18 protein-coding genes and 1 tRNA gene are annotated in these 19562 nt (G+C 55.7%); 2 read left to right on the top strand and 17 right to left on the bottom strand.

What is annotated here, in order from left to right; translation table 11 throughout:
- Window positions 1–2: 2 nt before the first annotated feature.
- The 7 genes from mrdA to leuS all read right to left on the bottom strand — a co-directional run bounded on the left by mrdA (window position 3) and on the right by leuS (window position 7864).
- Window positions 3–1904 (bottom strand): peptidoglycan DD-transpeptidase MrdA, encoded by a 1902-nt coding sequence (gene mrdA / locus RTU33_RS00095; protein ID WP_312624467.1) that lies wholly within the window; start codon window positions 1902–1904, stop codon window positions 3–5.
- A gap of 27 nt (window positions 1905–1931) precedes the next feature.
- Window positions 1932–2399, bottom strand: coding sequence for a 23S rRNA (pseudouridine(1915)-N(3))-methyltransferase RlmH (rlmH, locus tag RTU33_RS00090; protein WP_312624466.1), 468 nt, complete (start codon window positions 2397–2399; stop codon window positions 1932–1934).
- A gap of 3 nt (window positions 2400–2402) precedes the next feature.
- Window positions 2403–2720: a ribosome silencing factor gene (gene rsfS / locus RTU33_RS00085; protein ID WP_312624465.1), complete on the bottom strand. Its 318-nt coding sequence runs from the start codon at window positions 2718–2720 to the stop codon at window positions 2403–2405.
- Window positions 2721–3005: 285 nt separating this feature from the next.
- Entirely contained in the window at window positions 3006–3647 is a 642-nt protein-coding gene (gene nadD, locus RTU33_RS00080) for a nicotinate-nucleotide adenylyltransferase (RefSeq protein WP_312624463.1), read from the bottom strand.
- A gap of 1 nt (window position 3648) precedes the next feature.
- Window positions 3649–4680 (bottom strand): DNA polymerase III subunit delta, encoded by a 1032-nt coding sequence (holA, locus tag RTU33_RS00075; RefSeq protein WP_312624461.1) that lies wholly within the window; start codon window positions 4678–4680, stop codon window positions 3649–3651.
- Window positions 4680–5267 (bottom strand): LPS assembly lipoprotein LptE, encoded by a 588-nt coding sequence (gene lptE, locus RTU33_RS00070; protein WP_312624459.1) that lies wholly within the window; start codon window positions 5265–5267, stop codon window positions 4680–4682. Before lptE ends, holA begins: the two co-directional genes overlap by 1 nt.
- Before the next feature lie 14 nt (window positions 5268–5281).
- Window positions 5282–7864 carry a leucine--tRNA ligase gene (leuS, locus tag RTU33_RS00065; protein ID WP_312624458.1) on the bottom strand — a complete coding sequence of 861 codons (2583 nt, stop codon included), beginning with the start codon at window positions 7862–7864 and terminating at the stop codon, window positions 5282–5284.
- A 214-nt stretch (window positions 7865–8078) separates the two neighbouring features.
- Between leuS and RTU33_RS00060 the strand changes: the two genes are divergently transcribed.
- The gene (locus RTU33_RS00060) at window positions 8079–8561 is read left to right on the top strand and encodes a zinc ribbon-containing protein (RefSeq protein ID WP_312624457.1); all 483 of its coding nucleotides are present in this window, start codon (window positions 8079–8081) and stop codon (window positions 8559–8561) included.
- Between the two features lie 95 nt (window positions 8562–8656).
- Here the strand turns inward: RTU33_RS00060 and RTU33_RS00055 are convergent, their stop codons facing one another.
- The 9 genes from RTU33_RS00055 to miaB all read right to left on the bottom strand — a co-directional run bounded on the left by RTU33_RS00055 (window position 8657) and on the right by miaB (window position 17942).
- Entirely contained in the window at window positions 8657–9382 is a 726-nt protein-coding gene (locus RTU33_RS00055) for an amino acid ABC transporter ATP-binding protein (protein ID WP_312624456.1), read from the bottom strand.
- Window positions 9382–10056, bottom strand: a complete 675-nt coding sequence (gltK, locus tag RTU33_RS00050) for a glutamate/aspartate ABC transporter permease GltK (protein ID WP_312624898.1) — start codon at window positions 10054–10056, stop codon at window positions 9382–9384. Before gltK ends, RTU33_RS00055 begins: the two co-directional genes overlap by 1 nt.
- Window positions 10056–10796, bottom strand: coding sequence for a glutamate/aspartate ABC transporter permease GltJ (gene gltJ / locus RTU33_RS00045; RefSeq protein ID WP_312624455.1), 741 nt, complete (start codon window positions 10794–10796; stop codon window positions 10056–10058). The genes gltK and gltJ overlap by 1 nt, the downstream gene beginning before the upstream one ends.
- Window positions 10797–10987: 191 nt before the next feature.
- Window positions 10988–11893, bottom strand: coding sequence for an amino acid ABC transporter substrate-binding protein (locus RTU33_RS00040; RefSeq protein ID WP_312624454.1), 906 nt, complete (start codon window positions 11891–11893; stop codon window positions 10988–10990).
- A 397-nt stretch (window positions 11894–12290) separates the two neighbouring features.
- Window positions 12291–13835, bottom strand: a complete 1545-nt coding sequence (gene lnt / locus RTU33_RS00035; protein ID WP_312624452.1) for an apolipoprotein N-acyltransferase — start codon at window positions 13833–13835, stop codon at window positions 12291–12293.
- Window positions 13836–13856: 21 nt separating this feature from the next.
- Window positions 13857–14735: a CNNM family magnesium/cobalt transport protein CorC gene (gene corC, locus RTU33_RS00030; protein ID WP_312624449.1), complete on the bottom strand. Its 879-nt coding sequence runs from the start codon at window positions 14733–14735 to the stop codon at window positions 13857–13859.
- 100 nt (window positions 14736–14835) lie between these two features.
- Complete coding sequence (gene ybeY, locus RTU33_RS00025; RefSeq protein WP_312624448.1) at window positions 14836–15303, bottom strand: rRNA maturation RNase YbeY; 468 nt, start codon at window positions 15301–15303, stop codon at window positions 14836–14838.
- Window positions 15300–16355, bottom strand: a complete 1056-nt coding sequence (locus RTU33_RS00020; RefSeq protein ID WP_312624447.1) for a PhoH family protein — start codon at window positions 16353–16355, stop codon at window positions 15300–15302. The genes ybeY and RTU33_RS00020 overlap by 4 nt, the downstream gene beginning before the upstream one ends.
- Window positions 16356–16508: 153 nt before the next feature.
- Entirely contained in the window at window positions 16509–17942 is a 1434-nt protein-coding gene (gene miaB / locus RTU33_RS00015) for a tRNA (N6-isopentenyl adenosine(37)-C2)-methylthiotransferase MiaB (protein ID WP_312624446.1), read from the bottom strand.
- A 140-nt stretch (window positions 17943–18082) separates the two neighbouring features.
- Between miaB and ubiF the strand changes: the two genes are divergently transcribed.
- Window positions 18083–19258, top strand: a complete 1176-nt coding sequence (gene ubiF / locus RTU33_RS00010) for a 3-demethoxyubiquinol 3-hydroxylase (RefSeq protein ID WP_312624445.1) — start codon at window positions 18083–18085, stop codon at window positions 19256–19258.
- A 129-nt stretch (window positions 19259–19387) separates the two neighbouring features.
- Here ubiF and RTU33_RS00005 read toward each other — a convergent pair.
- A tRNA-Gln gene (locus RTU33_RS00005) sits at window positions 19388–19462 on the bottom strand.
- Window positions 19463–19562 lie beyond the last annotated feature (100 nt).

The raw sequence follows: 19562 nt of genomic DNA, 5'->3' as shown, positions 1-19562 counted from the left end.
AATTATTGGTCCTCCGCCGCGGCGGCTGCCGGGTTTTCCGACGGCAGTACGGTATTGTTATCACCAAGCATGATGTGATCGAGGATCTGGCGCATTAACGTCCCGACTGCCGGGCCCGCGCCGCCGTTCTCGAGGATGATGGCGACGGCGACTTTCGGGCTGTCGTATGGGGCAAACGCCGTCATCAGCTTATGGTCACGCAGGCGTTCCGCAATGCGGTGCGCGTTATAGGTTTCGTTTGCTTTCAGGCCAAAGACCTGGGCAGTACCGGACTTGGCCGCGACTTTGTAAGGTGCGCCCGCGAAGTATTTGTGCGCCGTCCCGTTAGGGCGGTTAGCAACGCCATACATTCCGTCTTTGGCAATTTCCCAGAAGCCGGAGTGAATGTCGCCGACGGGCGTTTCCTGCGGCTGCTGCCACGGCACCTGCTTCCCTTCCTCGGTAGTGCTCATCAGCAGGTGCGGCACTTTCACCACACCGTCGTTAATCAGGATCATCAGCGCTTTACTCATCTGAATCGGCGTCGCCGTCCAGTAACCCTGGCCGATACCTACCGGAATGGTGTCACCCTGATACCACGGTTTTTTAAAGCGTTTCAGCTTCCATTCACGGGTTGGCATATTCCCGGAGCGCTCTTCGGAGAGGTCAATGCCGGTGTAATGGCCGTAGCCAAATTTGCCCATCCACTCAGACAGGCGGTCGATACCCATGTCGTAGGCGACCTGGTAGAAGAAGGTGTCGGCAGATTCTTCCAGCGCTTTGGTGACGTTCAGGTGGCCGTGGCCCCATTTTTTCCAGTCACGATAGCGTTTATCGGAGCCCGGTAGCTGCCACCAGCCCGGATCGAACAGGCCTGTATTACGGGTGATCACGCCTGCGCTCAGGGCAGAAACGGAGACGTAAGGCTTAACCGTTGACGCTGGCGGGTAAACGCCCTGGGTGGCGCGGTTCACCAGCGGCGTATTCGGGTCGTTCAGCAGAGAAGAGTAATCCTTGCTGGAGATCCCATCCACAAACAGGTTCGGGTCGTAGCTTGGCATGGAGACCAGCGCGAGGATGCCGCCGGAACGCGGATCGGTCACGACAACGGCGGCGCGGCTCCCGGCCAGCAGCGTTTCGATATACTGCTGCAGCTTCAAATCGAGGGTCAGGTAGATATCGTGCCCGGCCTGCGGCGGCACTTCTTTCAACTGGCGAATCACGCGGCCGCGGTTGTTGACTTCGACTTCTTCATAGCCCGTCTGGCCGTGCAGCACGTCTTCGTAATAGCGCTCAATACCCAGCTTGCCGATATCGTGCGTGGCGGCATAGTTGGCGAGCTTGCCTTCTTTATCGAGGCGGTCGACATCTTTATCGTTAATTTTCGACACATAGCCGATGACGTGCGTTAGTGCCGAACCATACGGGTAGTAGCGGCGCTTATAACCTTTTACTTCCACGCCGGGGAAGCGGTACTGGTTGACGGCGAAGCGGGCGACCTGCACTTCGGTCAGGTTTACCTTGACCGGAATCGAGGTGAAGCGGTGCGAACGGGCTCGCTCTTTCTTGAAGTTGGCGATGTCGTCGTCGGTGAGATCAACGACGCTGCGCAGATCGTTCAGCGTCTGCTGCAGGTTATCGACCTTCTCCGGCATCAGCTCCAGCTGATAAATGGTGCGGTTCAGCGCCAGCGGCGTGCCGTTGCGATCGTAAATGATGCCGCGGCTGGGCGGGATGGGCACCAGCTTGATGCGGTTTTCGTTAGAGCGGGTTTGATAGTCAGTGAAACGGACAATTTGCAGATTATAGAGGTTAAACACCAGCACGCCGCTGAGTGCTAAAATCCCAAGAAAAGCGATTACCGCCCGGCGCACAAACAGCGCGGACTCAGCCGTGTAATCGCGAAAAGAATTCTGTAATTTCATCCGCTGCTTAATCTAACCTGGTCATCATTACTCGCGGTGGTAAGGGTGGTTGGTGGTAATGCTCCACGCCCGGTACAGGCTTTCGGCGACCAGTACCCGAACAAGCGGGTGAGGGAGCGTCAGCGCGGAGAGGGACCAACTTTGTTCTGCTGCGGCTTTACAGGCGGGCGATAAGCCTTCCGGACCCCCGATAAGCAGGCTCACGTCACGGCCATCCTGCTTCCAGCGCTCGAGTTCCTGAGCAAGCTGAGGGGTGTCCCATGGGCGGCCTGGAATATCCAGCGTGACAATGCGGTTCTTACCCGCCGCCGCCAGCATCAGCTCACCTTCTTTCTCCAGAATGCGTTTGATATCGGCATTCTTGCCACGCTTACCGGCGGGAATTTCCACCAGCTCGAACGGCATATCTTTGGGAAAGCGGCGCAGGTACTCCGTGAACCCGGTCTGAACCCAGTCCGGCATTTTTGTGCCCACGGCAATCAGCTGCAGCTTCACGCATTAACCCCAGAGTTTTTCCAGTTCGTACAGGCGACGGCTCTCTTCCTGCATCACGTGGACGATGACGTCACCCAGATCAACCACAACCCAGTCGGCGACGTTTTCGCCTTCAACGCCCAGCGGCAGCATGCCAGCAGCGCGGGATTCCTGAACGACGTGGTCTGCAATAGACATCACATGGCGGGTGGAAGTACCGGTACAAATGATCATGCAGTCGGTGATGCTGGATTTGCCGTGAACATCGATAGCCACGATATCCTGGCCTTTAAGATCGTCGATTTTGTCGATAACAAAATCCTGAAGTGCTTTACCCTGCAAGTTTCCCCCTGGTCAGGTGATAAAAAAGATAAACAGCCCGTAAGTATACCTGAAACCAGGACGAAGTCGGACAAATGTCGCCAGCCGGACATAACCGGCGGGCTATCATCCCATCCCATGGCCATGATTGCATCGCCATTTTTGTAAAACAATTTCTGTAAATCAGCGGGGTGGGATGAGTCAGGCTGCGGAGAATAGCAGCCTGTCAGGGGGTGTTCAATGGTCTGGAGGGGCGTCAGTAAAGAAAATGGAACATTCGTATCGATTACGGATATTTCGCGAGCGTTATCGGTACAGTCCCTGTTGATTGATGTAGTCGAGCACGGCCTGAGGCAGCATCTGCGCGCAGGATTCACCGTGCTGTAAACGTTCGCGAATGAGCGTCGCGGAAATATCAAACCACGGCGTTTCCGCGAGGTAAATTTTTCCGGCAGGTGTGTGGTGCAGATCGTCAGCGTGGTGAGTGAGGTGGCGTTCTAGCCACTGCTGATGCGCCTCCTCTTTCATCGTCATCGGGTAGCCTGGGCGGCGGCACACCAGCAGGTGTGCGTTTTCCAGAATGCTTTCATAGTCGTGCCAGGAGGGAAAATTGAGCAGCGAATCCTGGCCGATGATAAAGGCTAATGGCTGCACAGTCCCCTGTTCCAGACGCCACTCTTTTAGCGTCTCTGACGTGTACGAGGGTGTATCACGATTAAGCTCCCGTTCATCGAGTTCAAACAGCGGCTTGTCCGCAATCGCCAGTTCCAGCATGTGTTTGCGCTGAGTACTGGTCGCTTCCGGCTGAGGGCGATGGGGAGGGACGTTGTTCGGCATGATTATCACGCGGGACAGACCAATGAGATTTGCCAGAATCTCAACCGGTTTGAGGTGTCCGTAGTGAACGGGATCGAATGTGCCGCCGTAAAGCGCCTTTAACGCCGTCATATTATCCTTCGAAGAAAACGTCGGGCAGGTTTTTGTGGCACAGCAGCAGCGACAGGCCGTCAAGTTCGGCCCAGACTGACTGGCCGTAATCCTGCTTGAGCGTCAGCTCGGTGCGTGCCAGCAGAGCAACCGCATGGCGCAGCTGTTCCTGGCTCAGGCGGTTCAGCGCTTCCGTAAACAGGGGACGACGGTTCTGCCAGACGCGGTGCTTATCAAACAGCGTGCGAAGCGGCGTGGAAACCGACTGACGTTTCATATTCACCAGCAACAAAAGCTCACGCTGGAGGGTGCGCAGCAGGATCACCGGTTCGCAGCCTTCCTGACGAAGCTGCTGAAGAATGTGCAGCGCACGCTTACTTTTTCCGGCTAACAGCGCATCAAGCCAGTGGAACGGCGTGAAATGGGCGGCGTCGTTTACCGCCTGCTCAACGCGCGGCAGCGTAAGCTTGCCGTCAGGCCACAGCAGCGCCAGGCGCTCAAGCGCCTGAGCCAGTGCCAGCAGATTGCCTTCATAGCAGTAGCAGAGCAGCTGGCTTGCGGCCTCATCAAGCTGAAGATTGTGCTGCTTAGCACGAGCCGCCAGCCAGCGAGGCAGCTGCGCCTGTTCCGGCGTCTGGCAGGAAACCTGCACTGAGCGTTCAGACAGCGCACTGTACCAGGCGGCGTTTTCCTGCGCTTTGGTCAGCTTATTACCGCGAACGATCAGCAACAGGTCGTCGTGGAGCCGTCCTGTCAGCGCGGTAAGCTGCTCGTTAATCGCGGCGTTGGGGCCGTTTTCCGGCAGGATGAGCATCAGCGTCTGACGGCTGGCAAACAGGCTACGTTCCTGGCTCAGGGAAAACAGCGCATTCCAGTCCGTGCTGGTATCGATGGAAACGGTATGGTGTTCATCAAAGCCCTGCGTAGCCGCCGCGTGGCGGATGGCGTCCTGGCTTTCCTGAAGCAGAAGGGGATCGTTACCGAGGAGAAGATACGCCGCGCGCAGTCCTTCAGAGATCTGCGCGCGGAGTTGTTCCGGGTACAACCGAATCATCAGTTACCCAGCGTGGTGGAGACGCGAGTGGAGTCAGGAGCCGCGGTGCTGCTGGCGGCTGACTGCTCTTCCTCTTTAGTGGCTTCAGCATCCGCCACTTTGATGCTTGGCAGCTTACGAATCAGCTGTTGAGCGGCTTTGTCATACATTTCCTGAATGATGATGTCCTGCTCGGAATCTTTCGCCAGCGCCTTTTGCGGGTTATCGAAGAACGAACGATAGACCTTAGTGCTGATTGGATAGATATCGTGGCCCGGGATCAGCACGCTGGCCCTGACGGTCATCACCATCTGGTATTCTGCCGTCTGACCGTTCTGGAATACCGATGCGGTATCTTTGCCGATAGACGCACCGCCCAGACGCAGGGACGGAATGTCCTGACGTATGGAGCTACCTTCAACGATCTCAATGCCGTTCAGACGAAGCTGGTTACGGACTGAACGACTCAGCGGACCGTTAGGATCGCTTGAGACAAAGATCATCTTTTTCATGTTGTCCGGCACCTGCGTGGTACTACGCAGATGCCAGCCACAGCCTGCGGTGACCAGCACCGCAAGAGTTACCACTAACGTTGTCAGAAATCGCACGCTTCCTCCCGCGCTTAGCCAACGACCAGGTTGAGCAGTTTGCCCGGTACGTAAATGACTTTACGCACGGTCACGCCGTCCAGATATTTTGCGACCAGAGGTTCCTGGCCTGCACGTTCACGAACCTGTTCTTCCGTTGCATCCACCGGCACGGTGACTTTACCGCGGACTTTACCGTTAACCTGTACCACGACGAGCGTGGTGTTTTCCACCATCGCTTTTTCGTCTGCGACCGGCCACGGTGCATTGTCCACATCGCCTTCGCCGCTGAGGATCTGCCACAGGGTGAAGCTGACGTGCGGTGTGAACGGGTTGAGCATGCGCACGACGGCCAGCAGCGCTTCCTGCATCAGAGTGCGATCCTGCTCACCTTCAGCCGGGGCTTTCGCCAGCTTGTTCATCAGCTCCATAATCGCCGCGATAGCGGTGTTAAAGGTCTGACGACGACCGATATCATCGGTTACTTTGGCGATAGTCTTGTGAATGTCACGACGCAGCGCCTGCTGATCTTCGCTCAACGCATCGACGTTCAGCGCGGCAACCGGGCCTTTAGAGGTGTGCTCGTAAACCAGTTTCCAGACGCGTTTCAGGAAGCGGTTTGCACCTTCCACGCCGGATTCCTGCCACTCGAGCGTCATATCTGCTGGTGAAGCGAACATCATGAACAGACGCACGGTGTCTGCGCCATAGCGCTCAACCATAACCTGCGGATCGATGCCGTTGTTTTTGGACTTGGACATCTTGCTCATGCCGGTATACACCAGCTCATGACCTTCGGCGTCTTTCGCCTTAACAATACGGCCTTTGTCGTCGCGCTCAACAATTGCATCAACCGGAGAAACCCAGTTGCGCTCGCCGTTTTCGCCGACATAGTAGAACGCATCAGCCAGCACCATGCCCTGACACAGCAGCTGTTTGGCTGGCTCGTCAGAGTTCACCATGCCCGCATCACGCATCAGCTTGTGGAAGAAGCGGAAGTAGAGCAGGTGCATGATGGCGTGTTCAATACCGCCAATGTAGATATCAACTGGCAGCCAGTAGTTTGCGGCATCGGAATCCAGCATGCCTTCCTGGTAGTCCGGGCAGGTGTAGCGTGCGTAGTACCAGGAGGACTCCATGAAGGTGTCGAAGGTATCAGTTTCGCGCAGCGCAGGCTGGCCGTTGACGGTGGTTTTCGCCCACTCAGGATCGGCTTTAATTGGGCTGGTGATACCGTCCATGACCACGTCTTCCGGCAGGATAACCGGCAGTTGATCTTCAGGCGTTGGCATCACGGTGCCGTCTTCCAGGGTCACCATTGGGATTGGCGCGCCCCAGTAGCGCTGACGGGACACACCCCAGTCGCGCAGGCGGAAGTTGACTTTACGCTCACCCACGCCCATTGCTGCGAGCTTATCGGCGATGGCGTTGAAGCCTGCTTCGTAGCTCAGACCGTTGAATTCACCTGAGTTGAACAGCGTGCCTTTTTCGGTCAGCGCTTGTTCAGACAGATCGGGCTCGGAGCCGTCGGCTGCGAGGATAACCGGCTTGATGTTCAGGCCGTATTTGCTCGCAAATTCATAGTCGCGCTGATCGTGGCCCGGAACGGCCATCACGGCGCCTGTGCCGTACTCCATCAGCACAAAGTTAGCGGCCCAGACCGGGATGGCTTCGCCGGTCAGCGGGTGAATCGCTTTGAAGCCAGTGTCGACGCCTTTCTTCTCCATGGTCGCCATGTCTGCTTCGGCAACCTTGGTGTTGCGGCACTCATCGATGAAGGACGCCAGCGCCGGATTGTTTGCCGCTGCCTGCTGTGCCAGCGGATGACCCGCCGCCACAGCCAGGTAGGTGCAGCCCATGAAGGTGTCCGGACGGGTGGTGTACACGGTCAGTTTGTCCGCGTAATCCGCTACGTCAAAGGAGATTTCCACACCTTCGGAACGGCCGATCCAGTTGCGCTGCATGGTTTTCACCGTGTCAGGCCACTGATCCATTTTGTCCAGATCGTTCAGCAGTTCATCGGCATAGGCCGTGATTTTGATGAACCACTGTGGGATCTCTTTACGCTCAACTTTGGTGTCGCAGCGCCAGCAGCAGCCGTCGATAACCTGCTCGTTCGCGAGAACGGTCTGGTCGTTCGGGCACCAGTTAACGGCGGAGGTTTTTTTGTACACCAGACCTTTTTTATAGAGCTCGGTGAAGAACTTCTGCTCCCAGCGGTAATATTCCGGGGTGCAGGTTGCCAGCTCGCGGCTCCAGTCATAGCCAAAGCCCAGCATTTTGAGCTGGTTTTTCATGTACGCGATGTTGTCGTACGTCCATGGAGCTGGCGCGGTGTTGTTTTTCACCGCGGCACCTTCAGCCGGCAGGCCGAACGCATCCCAGCCGATTGGCTGAAGCACGTTTTTACCCAGCATACGCTGGTAGCGGGCAATCACATCACCGATGGTGTAGTTACGCACGTGGCCCATGTGTAGTCGGCCAGAAGGATAGGGGAGCATCGACAGGCAGTAGTATTTCTCTTTACTGTTGTCTTCGGTCACTTCAAACGTGCGCTTTTCGTCCCAGTGTTGCTGGACTTTCGATTCTATCTCTTCCGGGCGGTATTGCTCTTGCATGGCAGCCAGTGGTCCTGTTTTCAATACAGCTACAAACGTAGCCAATGGATGTGGTCATTCAGATCCGCATAGCATAGCCCAAACGGGCACGTCAAAACAGCCTTTCACACACTCCGGCCTTGCGTTTATTTACCGGGTCTGTGGCGTAGCTGACAAAGCTTCCGGGAAATAAGGTCTATCATTAGAGGACGTTAACCGTCCGGGAGATGAAACAATGAACAAGGTTGCTCAATATTATCGTGAACTGGTGACGGCGCTGACCGAGCGGCTGCGTAACGGAGAGCGCGATATTGACGCGCTGGTTGAGCAGGCAAGAGCGCGAGTCAGCCAGACCGGGGAGTTAACGCGAACAGAAATTGACGAGCTGACCCGGGCCGTCCGCCGCGATCTGGAGGAGTTTGCGGTTAGCTATAACGAAAGCCAGGATGAAGTGAAGGACAGCGTGTTCCTGCGGGTGATTAAGGAGAGTATCTGGCAGGAACTGGCGGATATCACCGACAAAACGCAGCTTGAGTGGCGAGAAGTGTTCCAGGACCTGAATCATCATGGCGTTTATCACAGCGGAGAAGTGGTCGGGCTGGGGAATCTGGTCTGCGAGAAATGCCATTTCCACCTCGCTGTTTACTCGCCGGATGTGCTACCGCTGTGCCCGAAATGCGGTCATGACCAGTTCCAGCGGAAGGCCTTTGAGCCTTGAGAACGATGGCGCTGTGAAGCCGGGTAGCGCTACGCTTACCCGGCCTACAAAATAAACTCGTAGGCCGGACAAACAGCGTGCCGTCCGGCAGGTTTTTAATGCAGTATCTTAGCCAGAAAATCTTTCGCGCGGTCCGACTTCGGATTATCGAAGAAATCATCTTTGTCAGAATCTTCGACGATTTTACCTTCATCCATAAAGATGACGCGGTTTGCCACTTTGCGGGCGAAGCCCATTTCGTGGGTTACCACCATCATCGTCATTCCTTCGTGCGCCAGTTCGACCATGACGTCCAGCACTTCGTTGATCATCTCAGGATCGAGCGCAGAGGTGGGTTCGTCAAACAGCATAGCGACAGGATCCATGCACAGCGCACGGGCGATCGCCACACGCTGCTGTTGGCCGCCGGAAAGCTGTGCCGGGAACTTATCGGCGTGAGCAGAAAGACCAACGCGTTCCAGCAGCTTCAGGCCTTTAGTGCGGGCGGCGGCTTTATCGCGCTTGAGCACTTTGACCTGCGCCAGCGTCAGGTTTTCGATGATCGACAGGTGCGGGAACAGCTCGAAATGCTGGAATACCATGCCGACGTGCGAACGCAGCTTAGCCAGATCCGTTTTCTTGTTATTTACCTGCGTGCCGTTCACCAGGATCTCACCCTGTTGTACAGGCTCAAGGCCGTTCACGGTTTTGATAAGCGTGGATTTACCAGAGCCTGAGGGGCCGCAAACCACCACCACTTCACCTTTTTTCACTTCCGTGGAGCAGTCGGTCAGCACCTGAAAGTGGCCATACCATTTCGAAACATTTTTCAGGGAAATCATTACACGGTCCTTTTCTTCAAATAGCTGACCAACAGCGAGGCGCTTAAGCTGATAACAAAATAGACGGCCCCGGCGAACAGGATCATCTCAACCTGGGTACCGTCACGTTCGCCAATGGTGGACGCGGTACGGAAGAAATCGGCAAGGCTCAGAACGTAAACCAGCGAAGTATCCTGGAACAGGACGATCCCCTGCGTCAGCAGCAGCGGCACCATCGCACGGAACGCCTGTGGCAGAATGATGAGCTTCATTGATTGCCACTGCGTCATCCCGAGCGCCAGCGCAGCGTTGCCCTGGCCGCGGGAGACGCTCTGGATACCGGCGCGGATAATTTCTGAATAATAGGCCGCCTCAAACATAGAGAAGGCGACCATCGCTGACACCAGGCGGATGTCGGTTTTTGGTGAAAGGCCCAGCACGTTTTGCAGAAAACCAGGGACGATCAGGTAAAACCACAGCAGCACCATCACCAGTGGAATAGAACGGAATACGTTCACGTAGGCGGTGGCAAACCAGGCGACTGGCTTAAAGGTCGACAGGCGCATCACCGCAAGCAGCGTACCCCAGACGATGCCGAAAACCACGGCGGTAACCGTAATCTTCAGCGTAATCACCAGGCCTGCCAGCAGATAAGGCATAGAAGGAACGATGGAACTCCAGTCAAAATCGTACATCATTTGCCTCCCATATTGCCGGGCAGGCGAACCTTACGTTCAACCAGATTCATTGCCAGCATAATCACCGCGTTGATCAGGACATAAGCCAGCGTAATCGCCGTGAAGGATTCCCAGGCGTGTGCGGAATAGTCCAGCAGCTTGCCGGCCTGTGCGGCCATGTCCACCAGGCCAATTGTTGAGGCGATGGCCGAGTTTTTCACCAGGTTCATCATCTCTGAAGTCATCGGTGGCACAATCACGCGATAGGCGTTAGGCAGCAGTACGTAGCGATACGCCTGCGGCAGGGTCAGCCCCATCGCCAGCGCCGCGTTTTTCTGTCCTCGCGGCAGCGACTGAATCGCCGCGCGCACCTGTTCGCATACGCGAGCCGCGGTAAACAACCCCAGGCAGAGCATCGACGAAACGAAGAACTGAATGTTGGGATCGAGCTCAGACTTAAACCACATGCCGATATTTTCCGGCAGCAGTTCCGGTATCACCAGATACCAGGTAAAGAACTGAACGATCAGGGGAACGTTACGGAACAGTTCAACATACAGCGTGCCGATTCCGGAGAGGAAGCGGTTGGGCACGGTGCGCAGAATGCCGAACAATGAGCCAACGAGGAAGGCGATAATCCAGGCCGTGACGGAGAGCGCCACGGTGACCTGAAAGCCGCTCCACAGCCAGCCGAGATAGGTGGTGTTGCCGAACGGGGCCTGTTGCAGAAAAATACCCCAGTTCCAGTCGATTGACATAAATGCACTCCGAAAAAAAAGGGTAGCAGCGCTACCCTCGAAGACTGCTAAGGAAACCTTTACCCGTTATCCTTTTCGGCATTCAGGGTATTGATATTTCATGCCCGCTGGGGAACGACCAGCCGACACTGAGTCTGTCCGTGTTTCCTCGCAATCGAGAGGGCAGGCGAACCCGCCCATCGTTGTTCTAATTAGTTAAGAGCTTTGTCGTTTGGTTCTTTAAACAGTGCCTTCATGTCGTCAGACAGTTCGAAGTTCATGTTCAGGTTTTTCGGTGGGATCGGCTGCTTGAACCACTTGTCGAACCATTTCGCGGCTTCACCGGAGGTTTGCGCCTGTGCGATCGTGTCATCCATCAGCTTCTTAAAGGCCGGATCGTCTTTACGCAGCATGCAGCCATAGGCTTCTTTAGACTGAGGCGTACCGATGATTTCCCAGTTGTCTGGTTTCTTCGCTTTCGCACGCTCGCCCGCCAGCAGCGCGTCATCCATCATAAACGCCACCGCACGGCCGCTTTCCAGGGTACGGAAGGAGTCGCCGTGGTCTTTCGCGCTGATGATGCGCATCCCCATTTTCTTCTCGTCGTTCATTTTGTTGAGCAAAATTTCTGATGTGGTACCTGAAGTCACCACCACAGCTTTGCCTTTCAGATCGTCGAAATCTTTAATCGGGCCACCTTTTTTCACCAGCAGACGCGTGCCGATGATGAAGATGGTATCGGAGAAGGCCGCCTGTTTCTGACGCTCAAGGTTGTTGGTGGTGGATCCACATTCGAAGTCATAGGTACCGTTCTGCAGCAGCGGGATTCGGTTCTGTGACGTAACCGGGATCAGCTTGACCTGTAGATCAGGCTTGTTCAGTTTCTTCTTGATCGCATCAACGATAGCGTTGGAGTAATCCTGAGAGTAGCCAACGACTTTCTGCTGGTTATCGTAGTAAGAAAACGGTACAGAGGATTCACGGTGGCCGACCACGATCACCCCATTTTTGGCAATTTTATCCAGCGTGCTGCCCGCTGCAGGTGCGTCTTCTGCATGGACAACGCTCGCGGACATTCCCATCACCAGCATGGCCGCGGCCAGTTTACGTAATTGCATATCCAACTCCTTATCGTGGCGTCAGCGACGCGCAGATACCCGTGTGAGTGTTGTGTTGTTATAGCCTGCCACTTGAGTGTGCAGTGTTAAGCCAGTTTGTTAACATTTAGTTTGGCTTAATGTAAAGATATTGCTGCATTATTGTTTGCTTTTGCGAGGTGCGCCGCACCGTTTTGAGGCAAAAATGCTCGTATGCACCGAAAGGGTGCTACCGGTGGGGGCTGGTGGTGCAACTCAGTTGCACGATCGCCGATAACGCAATTCTCTGAAAGGATTAAGCAATTGGCGTGCCAGAAGTGGATGCAGGATTATTTGAAAGGAAAGTGCGGTCTGATGCCCCGACCCTCTCCCACAGGGAGAGGGTGAATACACTAAACACTGTCCGGTAGAGACAGTTTTACAATTTACCTCGACGCTGTCTCAGGCTCATTACCAGAGCACCAAAACCAAACAGCGCGGTCAGGATCCACAGCGGCCAGTTGCCGGTGCGTGCATAGGGCGTCAGGCCAGTGGTCGGCGTAACGGTAGTCGTCAGCACTTCGCGAGTAAACTGCGGGATCATCGCCTGTACATCGCCGCGTGGATCAATGACAGCCGTAATACCGTTGTTGGTGCTACGAAGCAGTGGGCGAGCCAGCTCCAGAGCACGCATACGCGCCATCTGGAAATGCTGCCACGGGCCGATGGATTTACCGAACCAGGCGTCATTAGAGATGGTCAGCAGGAAATCGGTATCCGGTCGGAAGTTATCGCGTACTTGCTCGCCGAGAATAATTTCGTAGCAGATAGCCGCCGTCAGCTTCAGATTATGTGCCGACAGCTGTGGCTGAATGTACGGCCCACGGCTGAAGGACGACATGGGTAAATCGAAGAACGGCGCGAGCGGGCGCAGGATGGATTCCAGCGGCACAAACTCGCCAAACGGTACCAGATGATTTTTGTTGTAGCGATCGGTCGAATCGTAGCTGTACGGGTTGTCTTTGCCGAGCGTGATAATAGTGTTGTAGGTATCGTAACGGTTTTGCGCGTTAAGACGGGAATCTACCACGCCGGTAATCAGTGAGCTGTTTTTGGCACGCAGCATATCATCCATCATGCTGAGCAGGCGCTGCTGATTGATTTCCAGGTCCGGAATAGCGGACTCCGGCCAGATAATCAGCTGTGATTTGCCCATCACTTTTTCCGTCGAATCGAGATAAATTTTGAGCGTGTTGATCAGCTCTTTTTCATCCCACTTCAGCGACTGTGGAATATTACCCTGCACCAGCGAGACTTCCGTCGTGCGGGCGGGAAGCAATTGATACCACTGGATATAACGCAACGGGAAAGGCAGAGCGAACAGCACCACCGCAGCAACCAGCGGACGCCAGCTGCGGGTGACCAACGCCAGCACCAGCAGGCCGCTCACCATCATCAGCAGGAAGTTGATGGCTTCGACGCCCATCACCGGCGCCAGGCCTTTCAGCGGACCGTCAATCTGACTGTAGCCGAACTGTAGCCAGGGGAAACCGGTCAGCACCCAGCCGCGCAGGAATTCAGTCAGTTGCCAGACCGCCGGAGCGGCAATGGCGACGCGCACCCAGTTTGCTTTCGGCCACAGGCGCGAGAGTATCCCGGCAAACAGCCCGGTATAAAGCGACAGATACGCGGCGAGCAGAACGACGAGGAAAACGTTCACCGGGCCCGGCATCCCGCCGAACTGCGCGATGCTGACGTAAACCCAGTTAATGCCGGAGCCAAACAGCCCAAGCCCCCAGAAATAGCCAATCCAGGCGCTTTGCAGCGGACGGCGGTTGAGCGTCAGCCCCTGAAGCCCCATCAGCGAAACGATCGCCGCAGGCCAGATATCGTAGGGGGAGAAAGCCAGCGTTCCGCAGGCACCAAAAAGCAGCGCCAGCAGCAGGCGAATGCGCTGGCGTTCAATCAGAGAGGCAAATGCCATTTAGCGTTGTCGTCCCGTTAATTAGTCTTCCAGATTGGGCTGTGGCGCATCTTCCGGAAGTTTGACGTGTACCTGGATGATACGGCGGCTGTCAGCCATCGCAACTTTGAACTGGTAACCATCAATGTCAATGGATTCGCCGCGCGCAGGCAGGTGCCCGAATGCCTGCATCACCAGACCGCCGATGGTATCCACTTCGTCATCGCTGAAGTGCGTGCCGTAGGCTTCGTTGAAGTCCTCAATGGATGCCAGGGCGCGAACGGTCCAGGTATGACGGCTCAGCTGACGGAAATCGATGTCGTCTTCTTCATCGTATTCGTCTTCAATTTCGCCGACGATAAGTTCGAGGATGTCTTCGATGGTCACCAGACCCGAGACGCCGCCAAATTCGTCAATCACAATCGCCATGTGATAGCGCTGAGAGCGGAACTCCTTCAGCATGCGGTCAACCCGCTTGCTTTCCGGCACCACCACAGCCTGGCGCAACACTTTTTCCATGCTGAAGGCTTCGGCGTCGCTGCGCATAAACGGCAGCAGATCCTTGGCCATCAGAATCCCTTCAATGTGATCTTTATCTTCGCTGATAACCGGAAAACGCGAGTGGGCAGACTCGATAATGACATCGAGGCATTCGTCCAGGGTTTGATTGCGTTTCAGGGTAACCATCTGAGAGCGGGGGATCATGATGTCGCGGACGCGCTGATCGGCGATATCCATTACCCCTTCGAGCATGTCGCGCGTATCTTCATCGATAAGATCGTTCTGCCCGGAATCACGGATCAGCGCCAGGAGTTCATCACGGTTTTTGGGTTCGCCGTGGAACAGTTGGCTCAGTAAGAGGGAGAAGAATCCCTTTTTGCTGTTTAAGGTGTCGTTACTGTGTGAGTTGTCGTCGCTCATGGCGTCGTATGGGGTCTCATGTTAGTGAAATCATCTGCCGCGCGTAAACTCAGCTGCTGGCAGCATAAAATTCCCTCGCAGCGGTTAGCTGCCGCAGGGGTTACTCTTTCTCGGCAATGTACGGATCATCATAGTTCAGAGCAAGCATTATCTCTGTTTCCAGACTTTCCATCTCTTCGGCTTCGTCGTCTTCAATATGATCGTAACCCAGCAGGTGCAGGCTGCCGTGTACCACCATGTGCGCCCAGTGGGCTTCGAGTGGTTTACCCTGCTCCTGAGCTTCGCGTTCCACCACCTGGCGGCAAATGATGAGATCGCCGAGCAGCGGCATCTCAATGCCTGGCGGCGCCTCAAACGGGAAGGAAAGCACGTTGGTTGATTTGTCTTTGCCGCGATAGGTGAGGTTGAGCTCATGGCTTTCCGCTTCATCAACCAGGCGAATGGTCACTTCCGATTCGGCCTGAAACGCCGGGATTGTCGCATCCAGCCAGCGCTGGAACTGTGCTTCCGGCGGCAGGCCGTTTTCATCTTCGGTGGCTATCTGTAAATCTAAAATTACCGAACTCATTTTTGCTCCTGAGACTGCGCGGCCAGCGCCTCGCGTTTACGCTCTGCGGCTTCGGCAGCTCTGCGCTTTTGATCTGCTTCTTCCCAGGCTTCATAGGCGTTAACGATGCGGGCGACCACCGGGTGGCGCACCACGTCTTCGCTGTGGAAGAAGTTAAAGCTGATTTCATCCACTTCCGCCAGCACTTCGATGGCATGGCGCAGGCCCGATTTCATATTACGCGGCAGGTCAATCTGGGTGATATCGCCGGTGATCACGGCTTTGGAGTTAAAGCCGATACGGGTCAGGAACATTTTCATCTGTTCGATGGTGGTGTTCTGGCTTTCATCCAGAATGATGAACGCATCGTTCAGCGTACGGCCACGCATATAAGCCAGCGGGGCGACTTCGATGACGTTGCGCTCAATCAGCTTTTCGACTTTCTCAAAGCCGAGCATTTCGAACAGCGCGTCGTACAGCGGGCGCAGATACGGATCCACCTTCTGACTCAGATCGCCTGGCAGGAAGCCAAGTTTTTCACCGGCTTCCACCGCCGGACGAGTCAGCAGAATGCGGCGAATTTCCTGGCGCTCAAGGGCGTCCACCGCGGCGGCAACCGCGAGGTAGGTTTTGCCGGTTCCCGCAGGACCTACGCCGAAGGTGATGTCATGGTCGAGAATATTAGCGATGTACTGCGCCTGATTTGGCGTACGTGGCTTAATGACTCCACGCTTGGTTTTGATATTGATGGCTTTGCCGTAGTCCGGCACGCTCTCGGCGCTTTGTTCCAGCACGCGGGCTTCTTTAATCGCCAGATGAATCTGCTCGGGTTCGATATCCTGGATCTGGCCACGCATCGGGGCTGTATCAACATACAGAGAGCGCAGAATATCGGCTGCTGCATTCACGCAGAGGGCGCGACCGGTGAGTTTGAAGTGGTTATCGCGGCGGTTGATTTCGATGCCCAGTCGACGTTCGAGGTGCTTGACGTTGTCATCAAACGGGCCACACAGGCTCAGCAGGCGTTCGTTGTCTGCCGGCTCAAGGGTGATTTCACGGGTTTCTGTATTCAAACTGTTCCTCTTTTACCTGGCGCCACGGAGGGCTTTTATGGACCTGCTTAAAGGAAATTATTCTCGCAAGCGTTTAAAGGTGCAAGCATTGCCATGGATGTGGGGGCAGGGCGGGGAAATGCAAGGGCCTGCCGCGCACGGCAGGCCGGGCGATTACGGCTGGAAGGTACCGACGCCGAGGTCATTTTCTTTGCGGGTACGGGCAATCACGGACTCAGGAGATTCCACGATACGTAGCCCCATTTCCGCCTCCGTGCGTACCAGTTTACCGCGCAGGGAGTTGGTGTAGACGTCGACGATTTCCACATCCACGAATTTGCCTACCATCTCCGGCGTACCTTCAAAGTTCACCACGCGGTTGTTTTCGGTACGCCCGGTGAGCTCCATAATGCTTTTCCGGGAAGTGCCTTCCACCAGAATGCGCTGGACGGTGCCGAGCATACGGCGGCTCCAGGCCATGGCCTGCTGGTTGATACGTTCCTGAAGGATGTACAGGCGCTGCTTTTTAACCTCATCCGGCACGTCGTCGACCATATCAGCCGCCGGAGTACCCGGGCGTGCGGAGAAGATAAAGCTGTAGCTCACGTCCATATTGACGTCGGCAATCACCTTCATGGTCTTTTCAAAGTCTTCGTTGGTTTCGCCAGGGAAGCCGACGATAAAGTCTGAGCTTATCTGGATATCGGGCCGCGCTTCGTACAGCTTGCGGACAATGGCTTTATACTCCAGCACCGTATGCGTGCGGCCCATCATGTTCAGCACGCGGTCCGAACCGCTTTGTACCGGAAGATGCAGGAAGCTCACCAGCTCCGGTGTATCACGATAGACGTCGATAATGTCGTCGGTAAATTCGATCGGATGGCTGGTGGTGAAGCGAAGGCGGTCAATACCATCGATGGCGGCGACCAGGCGCAGCAGTTCGGAGAATGAACCGGTGCTGCCGTCATAGTTTTCACCGCGCCAGGCGTTAACGTTCTGCCCCAGCAGGTGGATTTCACGCACGCCCTGGGCCGCCAGCTGAGCGACCTCAAACAGAATGTCATCAGTAGGTCGGCTGACTTCTTCGCCGCGGGTATAAGGCACGACGCAGTAGGTACAGTATTTGTTGCAGCCTTCCATAATGGAAACGAACGCGGTTGGCCCCTCAGCACGAGGTTCAGGCAGGCGGTCGAATTTTTCAATTTCCGGGAAGCTGACGTCGATGATTGGCTTACGGCGATCGCGCATGCCGCGAATGGTGTCGATCATTTCCGGCAGGCGATGCAGGGTTTGCGGGCCAAAAATGATGTCAACGTAGTGAGCACGCTGGCGGATAAGCTTGCCTTCCTGAGACGCCACGCAGCCACCGATGCCGATGATTACGTCAGGTCTTTTCGCCTTGATAAGCTTCCAGCGCCCCAGCTGGTGGAACACTTTTTCCTGCGCCTTCTCACGAATTGAGCAGGTGTTCAGCAACAGCACGTCGGCTTCATCCGCGTTTTCAGTCAGTTGATAGCCGTGAGTGGCATCCAGCAGATCGGCCATCTTGGATGAATCGTATTCGTTCATCTGACAGCCCCAGGTTTTTATATGGAGTTTTTTTGTCATCGACTTTGCTTTGCTCGGGGAAAACGCAGGGGTGCGTATTGTAATGCTTTGCGGCGAGCGTGACCAGTATGACTGAGCTTACGCCCAAAGCCTGAAAAATCCGGTAAACTGAAGAGATTGAGTTTTAAGGACAATGAGCCATGAGCAATCACTCTACAGATATCGCCATCGTGGGCGGCGGAATGGTCGGCGGGGCGCTGGCGCTGGGACTGGCGCAGCAGGGATTCAGCGTGACCGTTATCGAACGCGCCGCGCCGCCGGAATTTGATGCGGGAAGCCCGCCAGATGTGCGCATTTCGGCTATCAGCGCCTCCTCCGTGGCGCTTCTGCGCGGGCTTGGCGTCTGGGAAGCCATTCAGGCGATGCGAACGCACCGCTATCGTCAGCTGGAAACCTGGGAATGGGAGAATGCGCATGTGGTGTTCAATGCCTCTGAGCTGAAGCTGCCTGAACTCGGGTATATGGTGGAGAATAACGTGTTGCAGCTAGCGCTGTGGCGCGCGCTGGAGGCGCAGGAGAAGGTTACTCTGCGAGTTCCGGCTTCGCTGGAAACGATGCTTCACGGAACGGAAGGCTATTCGCTTGGGTTTACGGACGGCAGCGAACTGCAGGCGAAGCTGGTTATCGGTGCCGACGGTGCGAATTCGCAGGTTCGCCAGATGTCGGGTATCGGCGTCCATGCCTGGCAGTATCCGCAATCCTGCATGCTGATTACCGTCGAGTGTGAAAATGAGCCGGGTGACAGCACATGGCAGCAGTTTACGCCGGACGGACCGCGAGCGTTTTTACCGCTGTATGACAACTGGGCATCGCTGGTGTGGTATGACACACCTGCGCGTATCCGCCAGCTTCAGTCGATGTCGCTGGAACAGCTGGAACAAGAGATCGCCCATACTTTTCCGTCGCGACTGGGAAAAGTGAAAGCCGTTGCCGCCGGGGCCTTCCCGTTAACGCGTCGCCATGCGCTTCGCTATGTGCAGCCAGGGCTGGCTCTGGTCGGTGATGCGGCGCACACCATTCATCCTTTGGCCGGGCAGGGCGTGAATCTGGGCTATCGTGACGTGGACGCATTAGTGGATGTGCTGGCAAGCGCGCGTAGCCACGGTGAAGCATGGGCGAGTCTGCCAGTGCTCAAGCGCTATCAGACCCGCAGAATGGCGGATAACTATCTGATGCAGTCCGGCATGGATCTGTTTTATGCCGGCTTCAGCAACGATCTCGCCCCACTGCGTATGCTGCGCAATATTGGCCTGATGGCCGCAGAACGTGCAGGCGTCCTGAAACGTCAGGCGCTGAAGTATGCATTAGGTCTTTAAATTTTATTTTGCCGGGAGGCGCTGCGCTTTCCCGGCCTGGAGCAAACGTTGGCACGTGCAAATAAGTCCCGCCGGGTACTGGACACGTAAAAACAAAAAAGCCCGCATAAGCGAGCTTTTTTGTTTTATTGGCTGGGGTGCAGGGATTCGAACCCCGGAATGCTGGTATCAGAAACCAGAGCCTTACCGCTTGGCGACACCCCAATAAATTTTTTACTGCTTAACGATGTTAGTTGAAAAGTGGCTGGAGTGCAGGGATTCGAACCCCGGAATGCTGGTATCAGAAACCAGAGCCTTACCGCTT

Source organism: Scandinavium sp., from assembly GCF_032012665.1.
Lineage (GTDB): Bacteria > Pseudomonadota > Gammaproteobacteria > Enterobacterales > Enterobacteriaceae > Scandinavium.
This window is presented reverse-complemented; position numbering and strand designations above follow the sequence as displayed.